Annotated in this window: 11 protein-coding genes; 8 read left to right on the top strand and 3 right to left on the bottom strand. The window is 62.3% G+C overall.

From position 1 onward, the window contains the following. Positions 1-625 precede the first annotated feature (625 nt). The gene (locus AO064_RS31875) at positions 626-1513 is read right to left on the bottom strand and encodes an RHS repeat domain-containing protein (RefSeq protein ID WP_425262149.1); all 888 of its coding nucleotides are present in this window, start codon (positions 1511-1513) and stop codon (positions 626-628) included. Between the two features lie 1506 nt (positions 1514-3019). On the opposite strand from AO064_RS31875, the gene lexA reads away from it, so the two are divergent. From lexA to uvrA, 6 genes are all read left to right on the top strand, one after another. Continuing rightward, on the top strand, positions 3020-3637 hold the full coding sequence (lexA, locus tag AO064_RS21120) for a transcriptional repressor LexA (RefSeq protein ID WP_034106295.1): 618 nt from the start codon (positions 3020-3022) through the stop codon (positions 3635-3637). Further along, the gene (gene imuA, locus AO064_RS21115; RefSeq protein WP_012724752.1) at positions 3637-4251 is read left to right on the top strand and encodes a translesion DNA synthesis-associated protein ImuA; all 615 of its coding nucleotides are present in this window, start codon (positions 3637-3639) and stop codon (positions 4249-4251) included. The genes lexA and imuA overlap by 1 nt, the downstream gene beginning before the upstream one ends. Positions 4252-4258: 7 nt before the next feature. After that, positions 4259-5671 carry a Y-family DNA polymerase gene (locus AO064_RS21110; RefSeq protein WP_064054551.1) on the top strand — a complete coding sequence of 471 codons (1413 nt, stop codon included), beginning with the start codon at positions 4259-4261 and terminating at the stop codon, positions 5669-5671. After that, on the top strand, positions 5647-8739 hold the full coding sequence (locus AO064_RS21105; RefSeq protein ID WP_208602916.1) for an error-prone DNA polymerase: 3093 nt from the start codon (positions 5647-5649) through the stop codon (positions 8737-8739). Before AO064_RS21110 ends, AO064_RS21105 begins: the two co-directional genes overlap by 25 nt. A 126-nt stretch (positions 8740-8865) precedes the next feature. Next, on the top strand, positions 8866-10578 hold the full coding sequence (locus AO064_RS21100) for an ATP-binding protein (RefSeq protein ID WP_064054549.1): 1713 nt from the start codon (positions 8866-8868) through the stop codon (positions 10576-10578). Then, entirely contained in the window at positions 10575-13094 is a 2520-nt protein-coding gene (gene uvrA, locus AO064_RS21095; protein ID WP_064054548.1) for an excinuclease ABC subunit UvrA, read from the top strand. The genes AO064_RS21100 and uvrA overlap by 4 nt, the downstream gene beginning before the upstream one ends. A 113-nt stretch (positions 13095-13207) precedes the next feature. Here uvrA and tkt read toward each other — a convergent pair whose 3' ends face one another. After that, complete coding sequence (gene tkt / locus AO064_RS21090) at positions 13208-15271, bottom strand: transketolase (protein WP_064054547.1); 2064 nt, start codon at positions 15269-15271, stop codon at positions 13208-13210. Positions 15272-15445: 174 nt separating this feature from the next. Here tkt and AO064_RS21085 point away from each other — a divergent pair, with 174 nt between their 5' ends. Further along, positions 15446-15676, top strand: a complete 231-nt coding sequence (locus AO064_RS21085; protein WP_064054546.1) for a DUF465 domain-containing protein — start codon at positions 15446-15448, stop codon at positions 15674-15676. A gap of 148 nt (positions 15677-15824) precedes the next feature. On the opposite strand, the gene hglS is transcribed toward AO064_RS21085, so the two are convergent. Further along, positions 15825-17201 (bottom strand): 2-oxoadipate dioxygenase/decarboxylase HglS, encoded by a 1377-nt coding sequence (gene hglS, locus AO064_RS21080; protein ID WP_064054576.1) that lies wholly within the window; start codon positions 17199-17201, stop codon positions 15825-15827. Positions 17202-17490: 289 nt separating this feature from the next. Here hglS and AO064_RS21075 point away from each other — a divergent pair, with 289 nt between their 5' ends. Beyond that, positions 17491-18900: an OprD family outer membrane porin gene (locus tag AO064_RS21075; RefSeq protein WP_012724744.1), complete on the top strand. Its 1410-nt coding sequence runs from the start codon at positions 17491-17493 to the stop codon at positions 18898-18900. Positions 18901-18948 lie beyond the last annotated feature (48 nt).

The raw sequence follows: 18948 nt of genomic DNA, 5'->3' as shown, positions 1-18948 counted from the left end.
TAGGTCTCGCCAACCTCGTTTTCGATTTCGGTCAGCAACAAACGCACGTTGTCGTAGCGGTAGTTGACCTGGCTGCCATCGGCGTTGAGGCGACGGCTGATCAGGTGCAGGCCATCGGCGTATTCGTAGCGGGTGACGTTCCCCAGTTCATCGCGTTCGGAAGTGATTTTTCCGTAAGGGTTGTAGCTGTATTCCCTGAGCGCACCGCCCGGTAGCACAACGCCAATTAACCGCCCAACACTGTCCCATTGATACTGGGTCAGCGCCCCATGTTCATCCTCACGCGCCACCTGCCGCCCAAGGNCACCATTCGGCAACTGCTCTTCAAGCAACTGCCCACGCTCATTCCAAACCAACTTCTGACAGCTGTGATCCGGATACCAAACCCCAACCAACTGCCCATATTTGTTGTAGCTGTAGTCAGTAGCGTTGCCGTCAGGATCGGTCCTGCGAATGACATCGCCCTGATCATTGCGCTCATACTTCCAAACCGCTTCACCACGCCGCACAACCCGTACGAACCCATTGTCATACTCGTAGGTNTCTCCCGGAAACAACGCCACCAAGCGTCCGGCTTCGTCGTACTGATACGCCGTCACCGCTCCCAGCGGGTCCTGCTCAACCGTCAGCCGGCCTTTTTCATCGTAGGACTTGAAGTGCTCGGCACCGTCCGGATCGACCCGCTGCACCAGCCGCGCCCGCTGATCATGGACATAGACTTCCTGGCTGCCGTCGGCGTTAAACACCGTGACCTGCCCGTTGTCATCCCAGGCATATCGCGTGTCCATCTGCGAAAAGCTGGCCCAATGCCGGACACATCTCGCCGCCTTGCCTNTTCCCACTCCCAGTAGAAACTCGCCCCACCGGCCAAACCACGCTCAAGAATGACGTGCTGTTCGTCGTACCGATAAACCTCGCTTTCGCCGACAGCGTTAGTCGCCGAAATCAGTCGCCCAGCGCCGTCATACGCGTAGGAAACAACGGTCTGCTCCGTCACCCAAACATACGGACCCTCATCGACGATGCGTTGAATTTGGTAGTCCACCGCCACGATCCGACCCGATGCATAGCGCAAAAACAGCGAGCGCCCGACACCGTTATCCAGCCGCTCAATCTGCCCCAGATAATTGCGGGAAATGCGCAACCGGTTGTCATACGCATCGCTGATCGCCGTCAGCACACCGTCGCGAAAGTGGTAGAAACGTGACGCCTGCGCCAGCACCAACTCATCGGGGACAGCACCCAGATAAATCGCCGCTTCAGCCAAACTATTGGTAATCGCAGGCCGAGAAACCGTAGGCAAGGGCAGGGTAGTCGACCGATTTTCATGATCTGTCCACACCACCGAATCACCGGAAACACTCAGCCGATGCGCCAGCGAGTGACTCCAACCAAACCCCAACCCACAATCCACTTCCACCGCACTGTTGCGGTACAACCGCGTCCACTCAAACGGCAACACCCCGTCCAATGCCCCATCGGTCAGCGTCAGCAGTTCTTCGCCGGTGACCATCGACACCGGGCAACCGTTAGTGGCGGTCTTGTCCGAAGGCGCGGCCGCCTCTCCAGCCGGGTTCTTAGCAACAGCAGGAGCGTCATCCACAGGCTCCTGCCGCACCAACACCGTCCGCTGCTTGGGCTTGTCCCGAACCACCGGCACCGGGTTGGCAACCACTTGATCCCCAGCCTTCAACGGCACATCCGGAATCGTCTTGATCGTCGTTGCCTGGCTACTGAGCAATATCGGCTTAGCCACCTGCGTGTGATCATCCGCACGAAACTTCCCGAACTGCCCAGCCATGTGCTCCAACCATCTGCGCGCATGCTGAGACTTGATGCTGCCCAGCACCTTCGTACCGATGCGCACCGCCACCCCCATCCCGGCGGTAGCGAGACACAGCACCACATTGATCAATACTTCGGCGCTGATTTCCCCCAGCAACTCGTTCATGTAGGGCGGCGGCAACATCCGCATCCAACTGACCATTGCCGACAGATAGACGAACAACAGCGGCTCATCGCTCAGCACCATCAAGCCCTTTGCAAGGCTTTCGGTACCGAGCTTCAACAGCTTTTCAAATTCATCCTGGGACAGGTAATGCAGCAGTTTTTCGGCATGCCCCAATGGGTCCAAAAACCACTGCAGCATCTGCTGAATGTTGTCCCAGAGTGAGTACAGCGCCTTACCAAACCCGCGTGCGTAGCCTTGATGCAGTGAGAGGTAGCGCTTGAGAACGTTGGCCTCGGAATAGCCCTTCCACAACGGTTCGAAGGTGGTGCCCCATTCACTGCGCAGCCAGCCTTCCAGCGATTCGATAACCGACTGGTAAGAGGCGTACAACGCCTTGAAATGCGCTGTGGACACGTTGGGGTAGAAACTGACTCGGTACTGCTCGTTGCGATCACATTCCGTGATTTCGAGAATGCCGCTGGGGCCGATGGTCTTATGGAGGGGGTCGCCCAGCGGGCCACCCTTGGGGTCGATGCGTTGCAGCATCACTGGCGTATTGCCAATGGGCACGAATCGAGCGCTCTGGAACATATGCACCAGGGTCAACGTGCCGTTGGCCTGGCAGGTTGCGGTGGTGGTGCTGGGAAACAGGGAGTGGTTGATCGGCGCGACCAGCGCCACGTCATGTCCAACCTTGAAGACTTGCTCGATATCCAGCGCCGAAAAGCTGAAAAAGCTCTCCGCCCAGGCGTCGTAGTGATTGAGGCAGCGCTTGAAGTCGCTGATCACGGAGTCGACGTCTCGCGTCTTTGAATCCAGGGCGGCCAGTACCAAAAAACCAATGGTTTGGCTGGTCAATTCGATCATGAGGCCGCCCCATCAACCGGGGCCCAAACCAATAACGCCATCTGCAATCCCTCGCACTGTGTAGTCAGGCGAGGGACTTTGCGGACCTTTTCAGGGGAGGGGAGTAGAGCTTATCCGGCGGTTATGTGGGACGTTTCGATAACGCTCGTCGGCTCCCAAGCGACTGGTGGCTATTGTCAGAAATTTCCTACAGGAGTACAAATGTACTCCATGACGACTCTGACCCCCCGCCGTACCGCCATCCTGACCTTTATCCGCGACCGCATCGCGCAGCAAGGCCAGCCCCCCAGCCTCGCCGAGATCGCCGAGGCGTTCGGCTTTGCCTCGCGCAGCGTGGCGCGCAAGCATGTGCTGGCGCTGACCGAAGCCGGTTTTATCGAGGTCAACCCCAACCAGGCCCGAGGCATTCGGCTGCTCAACCAACCGGCACGCCCGGAATGGCTGGATGTGCCGGTGCTCGGTCGAGTGGCCGCAGGCTTGCCCATCGGCGCCGATGCTGAAGTGCACAGCCGCCTGCAACTGGACCCGTCTACCTTTGCGAAAACCCCGGATTACCTGCTGCGGGTACAAGGTGACTCGATGATCGAAGACGGCATTCTTGACGGCGACCTGGTGGGCGTACGCCGCAGTGCCGAGGCCTTGAATGGGCAGATTGTGGTGGCGCGCCTGGACGGCGAAGTGACCATCAAGCGTTTCGAACGCAGCGGCGACAGCGTGCGCCTGCTGCCGCGCAACCCCGCGTATCAACCCATCGTGGTGGGGCCCGATCAGGACCTGGCCATCGAAGGCGTGTTTTGCGGTTTGGTGAGGCAAGGTTGATGGGCGCCGTCGTTGCACTGGACACGCTGTTCAATGGCGGTCGCGTGTGGAAAGGCCGGCCCGCCGCGCCCCCGGCCAGTGTCTATCCCACTGGGCTGGCGGCGCTGGACGCGGTGCTGCCCTCGGGCGGCTGGCCGGAAGCGGCGTTGAGTGAAATCCTCATGGCAAAGGACGGCGTGGGTGAGTTGCAGTTGGTGCTGCCGACCCTGGCGCGCTTATCAAAGGCAGGCGAGCGCATTGTGCTGGTAGCGCCGCCGTACACGCCGTACCCCCACGCCTGGCAGAACGCCGGGGTGGATTTGCGCCTGCTCTCAGTGATCCAGGCCGAGGAGCGCGATGCCTTGTGGGCCGTCGAGCAGTGCCTGCGCTCCGGCAGTTGCGGCGCGGTGTTGTGCTGGCCGCGCAAGGCCGATGACCGGGCGCTGCGGCGCCTGCAAGTTGCGGCGGAAACCGGGCAGACCCTGGCGTTTGCCTGGCGCGCCTTGAGTGAGGCGATCAATGCATCGCCCGCCGCCTTGCGCCTGGCCGTCGAGGCGAAACCCGCGCAAGTGCGGGTGCTCAAGTGCCGGGGCGGGCTGGCCCATCCGGCGCCGATTGCGCTGGCGGGGCACTGAGGTTGCCATGCGCTGGGTGTGTATTGTCTTCCCGCAATTGGCGCTGGACGGGGTGCAGCGTGTGCACCCCGAGCCGGACCAACCCCTGGTCCTGCTGGCCGGCACGCCACAGCGCCGCGTCCTGCAAACCGTCAATGACGCTGCCCGCGCCTTGGGCTTGCGTCCCGGTCAATCCCTGACGGCGGCGCAGGCCCTGACCAAGACCTTTGCCAGCGCCGAATATGACCCCGCCGAGATCGAACGCCACCAACAATTCCTCGCCGCCTGGGCCTACCAGTTCAGCTCCCAGGTCAGCCTGTATTATCCACGGGCCTTGTTGTTCGAAATCGAGTCGAGCCTGGGTCTGTTCGGGCCGTGGCCGCAGTTCGAAGCGCGTTTGCGCAAGGAGCTGGCTGAACTGGGCTTTCGTCACCGCATCGTCGCTGCGCCCAACCCCGCCGCCGCGCGGGCGCTGGCGAATATCGAGGATGGCCTGGCGGTGCAGGATGACGGCTTGATGCAGGCCCTGGGGCCGCTGCCCATTGACCGCGCCGGTCTTGACCCGCAGGCCGCCACGGCCTTGTCGCGCATGGGGCTGCGCACCCTGGCCCAGGTGCAGGCGCTGCCCCGGCACACCTTGGCACGCCGCTTTGATGCCAGCCTGCTCAAGCACCTGGATGCATTGAGCGGGCAGCGCCCATTGGCCTTGGCGTTTTACCAGCCGCCCGACCGGTTCGATGTGCGCATCGAGCTGAATTTCGATGTGCAATCCCACCAGGCGCTGCTGTTTCCGCTAAGACGTCTGACTGGCGATCTGTCCGCCTTCCTGTGTGGCCGTGACAGTGGCGTGCAACGCTTCGACCTGCACTTGGAACACGCCCAGGCAACCGACACGGTGATCAAGGTCGGCCTGCTCAGCGCCGAGCGCGAACCGGCGATGCTGTTTGAATTGGCCCGTGGGCGTCTGGAGCACGTCCAAGTCACCTCGCCGGTGCGCGGTGTTCGCCTGGTGGCCCAGGACTTGCCGGTGTTTGTGCCGCAGCGCCAGGACCTGTTCGACGACCGTCCGCAGCAGACGTTGCCGTGGGCGCAATTGCGCGAACGCCTGCGTGCCCGTTTGGGCGATGAGGCGGTGCAAGGCCTGCGTTTTCACGCCGACCACCGCCCCGAATACGCCTGGCAAGCAGCGACGGATAAACACCCGTGCCCGCCCCTGAACAACGTGCACCGTCCGGGTTGGCTGCTGAGCACGCCCACACTGCTGGCCGAGCACGGTGTGCATATCCTGATGGGCCCGGAACGCATCGAGTCCGGCTGGTGGGACGGCGCCGATGTGCGCCGCGACTACTACCTGATCCAGACCCGCGCTGGCCAGCAAGGCTGGGCCTACCGCACCGTGGGGCAGAACGATGGGCTGTGGCTGCAAGGCTGGTTTGCATGAGCTACGCCGAGCTGCACTGCCTGTCCAACTTCAGCTTCCAGCGCGGCGCGTCCAGTGCGCTGGAATTGTTCGAACGGGCCAAACGCCAAGGCTACAGTGCCCTGGCGATCACCGATGAGTGCACCTTGGCGGGCATCGTGCGTGCGTGGCAGGCGGCGAAGGCCGTGGAGCTGCCGCTGATTATCGGCAGCGAGGTGCGCATCGAGAACGGCCCGAAACTGGTGCTGCTGGTGGAAGACCTCAGCGGCTACCAGCACCTGTGTCGCTTGATCACCCTGGCCCGACGGCGCGCGGAAAAAGGCAACTATCGCCTGTTGCTGGAGGACTTCGATCAACCGCTGCCCGGCCTCTTGGCGCTGTGGGTGGCTGAAGACAGCGACACCCAGGCCTCGATCCAATGGCTGCGCCGCACCTTCGCCGAGCGGCTGTGGCTGGCGGTGCACCTGCATTGCGGCCAGGACGATGCGCACCGCCTGGAACAACGCCTGAACCTGGCCGCCAGCCTGCGCATTCCGGCCGTGGCCTGCGGTGATGTGCACATGCATGCGCGTGGGCGCCGCGCCCTGCAGGACACCATGACCGCCATCCGTCATCACGTGCCGGTGGCCGAGGCCGGCACGCGCCTGCACCCCAATGGCGAGCGGCATCTGCGCAGCCTCGACGCCCTGGCCGCGCTGTACCCGCACGCCTTGCTCGACGAAACCCAGGCCATCGCCCGCCGCTGCACGTTCGATTTGAGCCAGTTGCGTTACCACTATCCACGCGAACTGGTGCCCGAGGGCCACGACGCCGAATCCTGGCTGCGCGCCGTGACCGAAGCAGGCATCGCCCAGCGTTGGCCGCAGGGTGTCGACGCCCACACCTTGCAGCAGATCCACAAAGAGCTGGCGCTGATCAGCGAGCTGGGCTACGAAAGCTACTTCCTCACCGTGCACGACATCGTGCGCTTCGCCCGCAGCCGTTCGATCCTGTGCCAGGGCCGGGGCTCGGCGGCCAACTCGGCGGTGTGTTTTGCCCTCGGGATCACCGAGATCGACCCGAGCCTGACGAGCATGCTGTTCGAACGCTTCCTGTCCAAGGAGCGCAATGAACCGCCGGACATCGACGTGGACTTCGAACACGAGCGCCGCGAAGAAGTGCTGCAGTACGTGTTCCAGCGTTACGGCCGCACCCGCGCGGCGCTGACGGCGGTGGTCAGCAGTTACCACGCGGCCGGCGCGGTGCGGGATGTGGCCAAGGCCCTGGGCTTGCCGCCGGACCAGATCAACGCCTTGGCCGACTGCTGCGGGCGCTGGAGTGATGACGCGCCGCCCCTGGAGCGCTTGCGCGAGGGCGGCTTCGACCCGCAAAGCCCGATCCTGCGTCGCGTGCTCACGCTCACCCAACAACTCATCGGCTTTCCCCGGCACCTGTCCCAGCACCCCGGCGGCTTTGTGATTTCCGAATACCCGCTGGACACCCTGGTACCGGTGGAAAACGCCGCCATGGCCGAGCGCACCATCATCCAGTGGGACAAGGACGACCTCGATGCCGTTGGCCTGCTCAAGGTGGATATCCTCGCCCTGGGCATGCTCAGCGCGATCCGCCGCTGTTTCGATCTGCTGCGCGGCCTTCGCAACCGGAACTATTCCCTGGCGTCCCTTCCCAAGGAAGACCCCGCCACCTACGCGATGATCAGCAAGGCCGACACCATCGGCGTGTTCCAGATCGAGTCGCGGGCGCAGATGTCGATGTTGCCCAGGCTCAGGCCGCAGACGTTCTATGACCTGGTGATCGAGGTCGCCATCGTGCGGCCGGGGCCGATCCAGGGCGGCATGGTGCACCCGTATTTGCGGCGTCGGAACAAGGAAGAAGAAACCACCTATCCGTCACCGGAGCTGGAGGTGGTGTTGAAGCGCACGCTGGGCATCCCACTGTTTCAGGAGCAGGTGATGCAGATCGCCATGGTCGCTGCCGACTACGGCCCCGGCGAGGCCGACCAGCTGCGCCGCTCCATGGCGGCCTGGAAGCGCCACGGTGGCCTGGAACCGCACCAGGAGCGCCTGCGCACCGGCATGCTGAAAAACGGCTACAGCGAAGAGTTTGCCGCGCAGATCTTCGAGCAGATCAAGGGCTTTGGCAGCTATGGTTTCCCCGAATCCCACGCAGCCAGTTTCGCCTTGCTGACCTACGCCAGTTGCTGGCTCAAATGCCATGAGCCGGCGGCGTTTGCCTGTGCGCTGATCAACAGCTGGCCCATGGGTTTCTACAGCCCGGACCAGATCCTGCAGGATGCGCGGCGCCATCGTTTGCAGATTCGGCCGGTGGATGTGCAGGCCAGTGACTGGGATTGCAGCCTGGAGCCCATCGACGGCGCGCAGCCGGCGATTCGCATGGGCTTGCGCATGATCGCGGGGTTACGCGAAGAGGAGGGCCGGCGTATCGAAACGGCGCGCCAACGCGGGGTGTTCAGCGACATCGCCGACCTGGACGCGCGCGCCGGGCTGGATGCGCGCACCCAGGCATTGTTGGCGGATGCCGGTGCCTTGCGCGCCCTGGCCGACAACCGGCACAAGGCGCGCTGGGAGGTGGCGGGGGTGCACAAGCAACTCGGGCTGTTCGCCGGCCTGCCAAGCCCCGATGAGGCTGTGGTGGCACTGCCGGCGCCGACGGTGGGCGAGGACCTGCAGGCCGACTACGCCACTGTCGGCACGACCTTGGGCCCACACCCATTGGCGTTGTTGCGCACCGAGCTGCGCAAACGGCGCTGCCGTAGCTCGCAGGAACTGATGCTGGTCGAGCATGGGCGCAACGTCAGCACCGCCGGGTTGGTGACCGGACGGCAACGCCCCGGTACCGCCAGCGGGGTGACCTTCGTGACCCTGGAAGATGAATTCGGCAACCTCAATGTGGTGGTCTGGCGTGATCTTGCCGAGCGTCAACGCCAAGCGCTGGTGGGTTCGCGGCTGCTGAAAGTGGATGGGCGCTGGGAGGCGGTGGGCGAAGTGCGACACCTGATCGCCGGGCGCTTGACCGACCTGACGCCGCTGTTGGAAGGGATCCCTGTGCGCAGTCGTGACTTCCACTGAAGAGGCCTTGCAGCGGTTGCCACGTATAAGCTATACGCAAATGAAACGATTCATTGCGGCCAGGCTCCAACGTTTTATCAGTGGAACAGCGCTCCCCAACAACGCTAACGTCGCCAAGAGCCCAACATGCAATTTTTATCCAATACCCACGGCTGCGAAGGCTGGGGCGGTGAAATGGCCCAGCGAATCCGCGCCTTCGATTGGTCGACCACCGAGTTGGGCCCGATTGACAAGTGGCCTTGCAGCCTGAGCAGCACGGTGCAGATGCTGCTGGCCTCACCCATGCCCATGGTGATGCTCTGGGGCTCGGTGGGGTACATGATCTACAACGACAGTTACTCGGTGTTTGCTGGTGGTCGCCACCCGTATCTGCTGGGCAAACCGGTGGAACTGGGCTGGCCGGAAGTGGCCGATTTCAATCGGCATGTGCTGGACACATGCCTTGCCGGTGGCACGTTGTCGTACCGTGACTTTCCCTTGGAGTTGTCACGTAACGGCCAACCGGAAGAAGTCTGGATGGATCTTTCCTACAGTCCGGTGGCTGATGACAACCAGCAACCTGCCGGCGTCCTGGTAATCGTGACTGAGACCACCGAGCACGTAAAATCCGAGCGTGTGCGCCAGGAATTGACGCACAACCTGGAACAGCGGGTCGCCGACGAAGTGCAGGCGCGCTCTGCTGCCGAAGACCAACTGCGCCAATCGCAAAAACTCGAAGCCATCGGCGGCCTCACCGGCGGCGTGGCGCACGACTTCAATAACCTGCTGCAAGTCATCGCCGGCAACCTGCACCTGCTGTCGCGCCATGAACCGGACAACCCCCACGTGCAGCGTCGTGTTGCGGCGGCCATTGCGGCGGTGGAGCGTGGTGCCAAGCTGTCGTCACAATTGCTCGCCTTCGCACGTCGCCAACCCTTGTCACCGGCGGTGTACAACCCGCAACGCATCTACGCGGGCCTCGGCGAACTGCTGCAACGGGCGCTGGGGGAAACCATCCATATCGACGTGCAATTGCCCCAGGACTCCTGGTGCATCAACGTTGACCGCAACCAGCTGGAAAACGCACTGCTCAACCTGGCCATCAACGCCCGGGATGCCATGAAAGGCGAGGGCGTGATTCGTATCACCGGCGAGAACATCATCCTCAATCCCGGCGATTGTGCCGGTAAAAGTATCAAGCCCGGTGAGTATGTGCGCCTGGCTGTGACCGATATCGGCGTAGGAATGCCGCCGGCGATCTTGGCACGGGTATTCGAGCCGTTCTTCACCACCAAGCGCAATGGCCACGGTACAGGCCTGGGCCTGAGCATGGTGTTTGGCTTCGTGCGCCAAAGCGGCGGGCATGTCGAGGTGTGGAGCGAGGAGGGCAAGGGCACGGTGGTGCAAATGTATTTCCCGCGCAGCCTCGGTGAAGAAGCTGAGGAAGCCCACGCCGAGCCGGTGTCGCATGCCAATGGCCACGAGACCATCCTGGTGGTTGAAGACAATGAAGACGTGCGCGCGACGGTCGTGGAGTTGCTGGAACAATCGGGTTACACCGTGCTCACGGCCGAAGACGGTGACCGTGCGATGCACATGCTGCAAGCCGGCGTGCAACCCGAGCTGATCTTCACCGACGTGGTGATGCCCGGCCGCATCAAGAGCACCGACCTGGCCGCCTGGGCTCGTGCGCAGACGCCGCCAGTCGCGGTGCTGTTCACCTCCGGCCACACCCGCGACATTCTCTCCAGCAATCACCTGCTGAGCCCCGATATTCACCTGTTGAGCAAGCCCTATAGCCCCGAAGCCCTGGCGCAACGGATACGCAGCGTGCTCAGCGTCAGACAAGGTTGTTCATGACTTCACAGCGCACTCTCCCCCCGATCACTGCCCAGCAGCACGGCTTCGTCCGCGTGCGTGGTGCCCGCGAACATAACCTGCAAAACGTCGATGTGGATATTCCCCGCGATGCCTTGGTGGTCTTCACCGGGGTGTCGGGCTCGGGCAAGTCGTCCCTGGCTTTTTCCACGGTGTACGCCGAGGCCCAGCGGCGGTATTTCGAATCGGTGGCGCCTTATGCGCGTCGGCTGATCGACCAGGTCGGGGTGCCGGATGTCGACAGCATCGAAGGCCTGCCGCCCGCCGTGGCCCTGCAACAGCAGCGCGGCACGCCGAGTGCGCGCTCGTCGGTGGGCAGCGTGACCACCTTGTCGAGCTTGATCCGCATGCTGTACTCCCGCGCCGGCAGTTACCCGCCGGGTCAAGCGATGCTGTATGCCGAGGATTTTTCGCCGAACCTGCCCCAAGGTGCGTGCCCACAATGCCATGGCCTGGGCCGTGTCTATGAAGTGACCGAGGCGCTGATGGTGCCCGATCCGTCGTTGACCATCCGCCAGCGCGCAGTGGCGTCCTGGCCGCTGGCGTGGCAAGGCCAGAACCTGCGCGACATCCTCGTGACCCTGGGCTATGACGTGGACATTCCTTGGCGCGAGCTGCCGAAAAAGCAGCGCGACTGGATCCTGTTCACTGAAGAAACCCCCACGGTCCCGGTGTACGCCGGTTTTACGCCCGAGCAAACCCGCGAGGCGTTGAAACGCAAACTCGAGCCCAGCTACCAGGGCACCTTCAGTGGGGCGCGGCGCTATATCCTGCACACCTTCACCCACACGCAAAGTGCGCTGATGAAAAAGCGCGTCTCGCAGTTCATGCAAGGCAGCGCCTGCCCGCTGTGCGACGGCAAGCGGCTGACCAAGGCGGCGCTGTCGGTGAAGTTTGCCGGGGTCGACATTGGTGAGCTGTCGCAATTGTCGCTGGCGCAATTGGCTGAATTGTTGCGTCCGGTGGCGGCGGGGCAGGACAAAATGAAACTGTCGGTGGAAAAGCGCCTGGCCGCGCAGCGTATCGCCCAGGACCTGCTCGAGCGGGTCAGCACTTTGACCGAGTTGGGCTTGGGCTATTTGTCCCTGGAACGCAGTACGCCGACCTTGTCATCCGGTGAGTTGCAGCGCTTGCGCCTGGCGACCCAATTGGGCTCGCAGTTGTTTGGTGTAATTTATGTGCTGGATGAGCCGTCGGCGGGTTTGCATCCGGCGGATGGCGAAGCGTTGTTCACGGCGCTCGATCGGTTGAAAGCGGCGGGTAATTCGCTGTTTGTGGTGGAGCATGACCTGGAAACCATGCGCCGCGCCGACTGGCTGATCGACGTCGGCCCGGCCGCCGGCGAACACGGCGGGCAAGTCCTGTACAGCGGTCCGCCGGCGGGGCTGGCGCAGGTGGAGGCGTCGCAGACCCGTGAGTACCTGTTCGCTGAAAAGCGCGTGGCGAATCCGGTGCGTCGCGAGCCCACGGGCTGGCTGAAACTGGAAGGTGTGACGCGCAATAACCTCGACGGCTTGAACGTCGATTTCCCGCTCGGCTGCTTCACGGCAGTCACCGGGATTTCCGGGTCGGGCAAGTCCAGCCTGGTCAGCCAGGCACTGCTGGAGCTGGTGGGCAGCGGGCTGGGACGTGTGTTGGACAACGACGAAGAGCCCAGCCTGGAAGATGACGCCCCGCAAACCATTGGTGGGCGTATCAGCGCGGGGCTGGAGCACATCCGCCGCCTGGTGCAGGTCGACCAGAAACCTATCGGCCGCACGCCGCGCTCCAACCTGGCGACCTACACCGGCTTGTTCGACAACGTGCGCAAACTGTTTGCCGCCACACCTGCCGCGAAAAAGCGCCACTACGATGCCGGGCAGTTCTCCTTCAACGTTGCCAAGGGCCGTTGCCCGAACTGCGAGGGCGAGGGGTTTGTCAGTGTTGAATTGCTGTTCATGCCCAGCGTGTACGCGCCATGCCCGACTTGCCATGGCGCGCGTTACAACCCCGAGACCCTGGCGATAAAATGGCAAGGCTTGAGCATCGCCCAGGTGCTGGGGCTGACGGTGGAGCAGGCCGTGGAGGTGTTCGCCGAACAGCCCGGCGTATTGCGTTCATTGCAGGTGCTGCGCGATATCGGCTTGGGGTACCTGCGCCTGGGGCAACCGGCGACCGAACTGTCCGGCGGCGAAGCGCAGCGCATCAAACTCGCCACCGAGCTGCAACGCAATGCCCGAGGCGCCACGCTGTATGTGTTGGATGAACCCACCACCGGGCTGCACCCACGGGATGTCGACCGCTTGCTCAGCCAGTTGAATCACCTGGTGGACGCCGGGCATACGGTGGTTGTCGTGGAACATGAAATGCGCGTAGTGGCGCAGAGTGACTGGGTGATCGATATCGGACCGGGCGCGGGGGATTTGGGCGGCAAGGTGGTTGCCAGCGGTACGCCGCAGAAGGTTGCTAAAAGCAAGACCAGCCGCACCGCAGCATTCCTGGCCCGAGAACTGATCTAGCAATCAAAGCAGCTCATATGTGGGAGGGGGCTTGCTCCCGATAGCGGTGTGTCAGTCAACTCCTAAGTGCCTGAACCACTGCCATCGGGAGCAAGCCCCCTCCCACAGATTGATCACTGTTGAGTCAGGTGGATTTGTGCCTTGGCCTGCTTCACCACGTTGTCCACGGTGAACCCAAACTGCTCCTGCAGCTTGGCCAACGGTGCCGATGCGCCGAAGCTGTTCATGACCACCTTGGCTCCGGTTTGTCCGACGTAGCGGTCCCAGCCCAATGGGCCTGCCTGTTCCACCACCACCCGTGCTTTCACCGCTGGCGGCAACACGCTGTCGCGGTAGGCTTGGTCCTGTTCTTCAAACAGTTCCCAGCTGGGCATCGAGACCACTTGCGCGGCAATCCCTTCGCTTTTCAGTTGTTCGTAAGCGTCCACCGCGAGGCTGACTTCACTGCCCGTCGCCAGCAGCAGGACCTCAGGATGATCGGCACCTGCGAGCACATAGGCACCCTTGGCAGCACCCGATGCGGCGGCATACTTCCTACGATCCAGCGTAGGCAATGGCTGACGCGACAACACCACACAACTCGGCCGATGGGTTTGCGCCAGTGCTACTGTCCACAACGCCAGCGTTTCATTGGCATCGCCTGGGCGCAGGGTCAGCAACCCCGGCGTGGCACGCAGTTGGGTCAGATGTTCGATAGGTTGATGCGTCGGCCCATCTTCACCCACACCGATCGAGTCGTGGGTGAAGACAAACACCACCGGCAACTCCATGATCGCCGCCAGGCGGATCGGCGGCTTCATGTAGTCGCTGAACACCAGGAAGGTCGAGGTGTACGGGCGCAGGTAGGACAACGCCATGCCATTGGCAATGGCGCCCATGGCGTGTTCACGGATGCCGAAGTGCAGGTTGCGCCCCGTGTAGTCGTCAGCGCTGAAGCGCCCGGCACCCTCGAACGTGAGGTTAGTCTTGGTCGAAGGCGACAAATCCGCCGAGCCGCCCAGCAACCACGGGATTTGCTCGGCAAACGCGTTCAGCACCTTGCCGCCAGCGGCACGGCTGGCGATGCCCTTGGCGTCGGCGTCAAAGCTGGGCAGGTGTTTGCGCCAGTGTTCGGGCATTTCCCCGGCCCGCATACGGCGCAATTCATCGGCCAGTTCCGGCTCGTACTGCTCAAGCTGCGCCAGGTGCTCGCTCCACTTTTCATACAGCGGCTCACTGCGATCCAGCAGCGCATCACGTAAGTGCGTGCGGGCGTCATCGGGCACCAGGAAGCTGGAGTCCTCGGGCCAGCCATACGCGGCCTTGGTCAGGCGGATTTCATCCTCGCCCAAAGGCTCGCCATGGGCGGCGGCCGTGTTGTGTTTGTGCGGTGAGCCATAGCCGATCACGCTGTCGACCACGATCAGGGTCGGTGCGCCACGGTTGCAATGGAAGGCCTCCAAGGCATTGCCCAAGGCTTGCAAGTCGTTGGCATCGGTCACGTGCAGGGTGTGCCAGCCATACGCCTGGAAACGTTTGATCACGTCTTCGCTGAACGCAAGCTCGGTGTGGCCTTCGATGCTGATGGTGTTGTTGTCATAGATCCAGCACAGCTTGTCCAACTTCAAATGCCCGGCCATCGACGCCGCTTCGCCGCTGATGCCTTCCATCATGTCGCCGTCGCCGCACAGGGTGTAGACGTTGTAGTCGAACAGGGTTTTTTCTTCACGGTTGAACCGCTTGGCCAGCCAGCGCTCGGCAATGGCCATGCCGACGCTGTTGGCACAGCCCTGGCCGAGCGGGCCGGTGGTGGTCTCCACTCCGGTGGTCATGCGGTACTCGGGGTGGCCGGGGGTTTTCGAACCCGCCTGCCGAAACTGCTTGATATCGTCCAGGCTGACAGCGGCCTGGCCGGTGCGCTCGCCATCAGCATCCAACTCCACCACGCCTGCCAGGTGCAGCAACGAATACAGCAACATCGATGCATGACCGACCGACAATACAAAACGGTCGCGGCTGGGCCAGTCGGGGTGTTGGGGGTGATAGCGCAGGAAGCGACTCCACAGCGTATAGCCCACGGGGGCCAGGCCCATGGGCGTACCGGGATGGCCGGAATTGGCTTTTTGTACGGCATCCATGGCCAGGGTGCGGATTGTGTTGATGCATTGGGTGTCGACGGCGGTGGCAGCTTGCTTCATGAACCGGTCTCCCTCGGGTGGCGATCTACAGTGGAGGGCACAGTGCGCCAAAGGTTTGATCCCATCGCCTGTGTGGCGACGAACGGGGATGTATTGACCTTGAACATGACAAGACCCCTCGCAATGGTCTAGCTTCTAGGGCGTAAGCCATTGATCAACTTGCGGAGGTACGCCATGCCAGTGAAACACGACCTGTATCAGGACTTGGGGTTCAGCAAGGAAGTCGTTCACGAACGCAGGGCAAATGACAAACGCCTGGACTCGCTGCTCACTCAATACGACGACGCTGACAAGGAGGTGCTGAAGGCAGAATCAGCAAGCGCCGGCGATGAAGAGGTGGAGAAGCTGAAGAAGAAACGGTTGTTGATCAAAGACGACATTGTGTCGAAGTTGGGTAGGGGATAGCCCGCGTTCCTACAGGGGGCGCGAACATTTGTTCAGAATTGTCTGAAGGACAGGCTTCTCTTCACTGCCTATGATGCCCACCGCCCACCCGGCTCTGGGGACTGTTGCGGCGCAAGGACTGCGCTGTTGAGCCGGGTGGGCACTTCATTCAGGCCAGCAGTGCCTGGGTGCATTCATCGATAGAGCGCTGCTGCGTTTCCTCATACAGCTTCAATTCATCAATCGTCCGGCGGCCGAGCGCCTGTTCAAACTCGGTTTGGTTCGAATTGGCCGCGTAGTGACTCTGCGTTGCATCCCCCAGGTTCGACTGAAAGATCCCCGCTGCACTCACCGGCAGAAAATCCTCGTACACCAACGGCTCCACATCGATGTGGCCCGCTGCGATCAGTGCTTCCAGGGTACGCGGTTGCTCGGCGCTGCCGCGCGCCGCCACACCTTGCTCGGTGGTGAGGTAGCGGAAGTAGGCCAGGCCCTGATCACGCATCTGGGCGTGGTTGTCCGGGAAGGCCTGGAAGTGCTGTTCCATCAATTCGACGTAACGTGCGGCGTTGCCTTCATTGGGGAAAGCGCCCAGCTCGTCGCGCGCGGCGTTCAGCAGTTGGTCGTACAGCGCGCGGCCTTTGGGCGTAAGGGCCACACCGCGCTGTTCGATCTCGCCAAAGCGTGCGCTGTGGCTGCCTTGGGCGTCGGTGAAGGCGATGGGTTCGTCGAGGGCCTTGAAGCTGGTCTGGCGCAGCAGGATCGGGCAGCGGCGGCGGGGTGGGCCTTCGATCACGGCCTTGGGTGTGATGCCTTTGCCAGGCATGGCGGCCTGGACCTGGTCGATGTCCAGGGTGCGCGGGGTCAGGTGGTTGATGTGCGGGCCTTTGAACGCTACTACGTCGGCGATCAGGCGGTGCTGGTCGCTCAGTTGCTGGTACTGCGCGCCCGTGACGGTGGCGGTGTGGTGCCAGCGGAAGGTTTCCAGGGCCTGGTGGATGAATTCATCCGCGTCCACGGCATTGAGGCCGCCGTCCTTTTCTGCTTGTTCGATCAGCGCCAAGGCTCTTGGGGTAAAGATCGAGCGCTTGGCCAGGGCCGTTTCGGCGAACGCACGCAGGTCGGGGTTTTCGATCAGTTCCAGGCGCAGCAAGGACGTGAACACCCGAAACGGGCTGGTTTGCAGCGCCTGTTCGTGCACGGCGCGAAAGGCGGTGGAGTGCACCGGCACGCCGGCCGGGGTCAGGTCGTAATAGCCCACCGGCTGCATGCCCATCACTGCGAACAGGCGGCTGATGGTCGCCAGCTCGGCGGCGGTGCCCAGTCGGATCGCGCCGTGGCGTTCCCTGTCCAGGCGCTGGATTTCGCCGGTGCGTTGCAGGTGTTGCGCCAGGCCCGGTTCGGTGTCGAGCACGCGGGTATTGGTCTCGGCCACCAACTCCATCAGCGCGCCATACAGTGGAACTTCATCTCGGTACATGTCGGACATGGCCTTGGAAAAGCCCTTGCGGATCTCATCGGGGCAGACAGGTGCGGTGGTGGGCATAGAAAAATTCCTGATGGCGATGACGGTGAAGGTGGCCTTTGCCTGGATTTTGTTGAGCGCAAGGCTTGCTTGCAAACGAAGATTCCTCAGGACTTCATTCTGCAAATGAATGAGATGACGTGAATATGACAAAAACCAGCCCGCGGAAAATTTCATTTCCGCGCGGTTTTCCTAACTAATTCTTCACGGAGTCCGCCCCGGCCGGCATGAAAGAATCGTCACGTTTGCAAGGATGAAAACGCCGTTATGCACACCGCACACATAAAAAAATGTTTAGGGGCCGTCGTTAATGAAAATTTCTACACTGGCGCTGTCGATCACCGCCGCCGTTCTTGCACAACACGCATTCGCTGATGATTTCGGGCTCGGTGCCCTGGGCACCGGCAATGGTCACAGCGGTTTCCTTGAAGACAGCCATGCGTCTGTCAGCTCACGGAGCATGTACTACAGCGCGGATAACCGCTCGGGGACCAACAACGACCTGCGCGAAGCGGCAACTGCGCTGCGTTTTGACTACAAATCCGGCTTTACCCAGGGCACCATTGGCCTGGGCTTCGACGTCATGGCCTTCGGCGCGCTGCGCCTGGACGGCGGCGATGGTCACACGGCGGGCGCAGGCCTGGCGGGCAACGGCAACAGCTTTTTCCCGACCAAGAACAACGGCACCGAGCCTGCCGATTCCTTCGGCCGCGCGGCGGGCAACGTGAAGTTCCGTGTTTCCCAGACCGAGTTGCACGTCGGTGGTGGTTTGGCGCCGGTTCTGCCGATCCTGGTTTCCAACGACAGCCGCGTGGCACCGCAGACCTTTGACGGTGGCATCCTTACCTCGAATGACATTCCCAATGTCACCTTCACCGGCGGTGAGTTGAACCGCGCCGAAGGCCGTGCCTCCAGTAACTCCACAGGCTTGAGCGTGGCAGGCGGTACCCGCGACAGCGACAGCTTCAAATTCGGCGGTGTGGACTACAAACCGTTTGGTTCTTCCGACAACGCCATCGCGAAAAACCTGACGTTGCAGTACTACTACGCCCAACTGCAAGACTTCTACAAACAGAACTACGTCGGCCTGGTCCACGTGCTGCCACTGGGCAATGACCAGTCGTTCAAGACCGACCTGCGTTACTTCGACAGCACCAGCGACGGCAAGAACGGCGAGAGCGGCTACCAGTTCAACAACAACGGTGGCTTTGCCAAGCATGCCAACGAAGTGGACAACAAAACCTACAGTGCGGCCTTCACTTACCAACTGGGCGGCAGTAGCTTGATGCTCGGCCACATTGGCGTGGGCGACGACGGCGGCTTTGTGTGGGTCAATCAGGGCAGCCTGGCCGACCCGCACGCACAAGGCGCCGGCGGCAGCGACTTCTACCTGTTTACCGACGCCGTGGTGGGCCAGTTCTCCCGCGCGGGCGAGCAGGTCAACTTTGGTCAGTACTCGTATGACTTCAAGGCCTACGTGCCTGGCCTGAAGGCTTCCGTGGCGTACCTCGACGGTTCGGACATCAAGTCGAAGGTTGCCGGCGGCCCTGACCAGAAAGAAAACGAAGCCGACTTCCGTCTGGACTACGTGGTGCAAGCCGGTCCTCTGAAAGGCTTCGGTACCACCTTGCGCACCGGCACCTATCACGGCAAAAACACCGGCACCCCCGACCAGGATCAGACTCGCCTGATCTTCAACTACACCTACGCCATCTTCTAAGTCTTCATGTGCATCCGGGCGTCATTGGGTTCTACACTGCCTCTCACC

Source organism: Pseudomonas marginalis (assembly GCF_001645105.1).
Taxonomy (GTDB): Bacteria; Pseudomonadota; Gammaproteobacteria; order Pseudomonadales; family Pseudomonadaceae; genus Aquipseudomonas; species Aquipseudomonas petroselini.
This window is presented reverse-complemented; position numbering and strand designations above follow the sequence as displayed.

Excerpts from the sequence above, each read along its gene's own strand:
- lexA (WP_034106295.1), top strand. The coding sequence starts at position 3,020 with ATGTACTCCATGACGACTCTGACCCCCCGCCGTACCGCCATCCTGACC.
- imuA (WP_012724752.1), top strand. The coding sequence starts at position 3,637 with ATGGGCGCCGTCGTTGCACTGGACACGCTGTTCAATGGCGGTCGCGTG.
- AO064_RS21110 (WP_064054551.1), top strand. The coding sequence starts at position 4,259 with ATGCGCTGGGTGTGTATTGTCTTCCCGCAATTGGCGCTGGACGGGGTG.
- AO064_RS21100 (WP_064054549.1), top strand. The coding sequence starts at position 8,866 with ATGCAATTTTTATCCAATACCCACGGCTGCGAAGGCTGGGGCGGTGAA.
- uvrA (WP_064054548.1), top strand. The coding sequence starts at position 10,575 with ATGACTTCACAGCGCACTCTCCCCCCGATCACTGCCCAGCAGCACGGC.
- tkt (WP_064054547.1), bottom strand. The coding sequence starts at position 15,271 with ATGAAGCAAGCTGCCACCGCCGTCGACACCCAATGCATCAACACAATC.
- AO064_RS21085 (WP_064054546.1), top strand. The coding sequence starts at position 15,446 with ATGCCAGTGAAACACGACCTGTATCAGGACTTGGGGTTCAGCAAGGAA.
- hglS (WP_064054576.1), bottom strand. The coding sequence starts at position 17,201 with ATGCCCACCACCGCACCTGTCTGCCCCGATGAGATCCGCAAGGGCTTT.
- AO064_RS21075 (WP_012724744.1), top strand. The coding sequence starts at position 17,491 with ATGAAAATTTCTACACTGGCGCTGTCGATCACCGCCGCCGTTCTTGCA.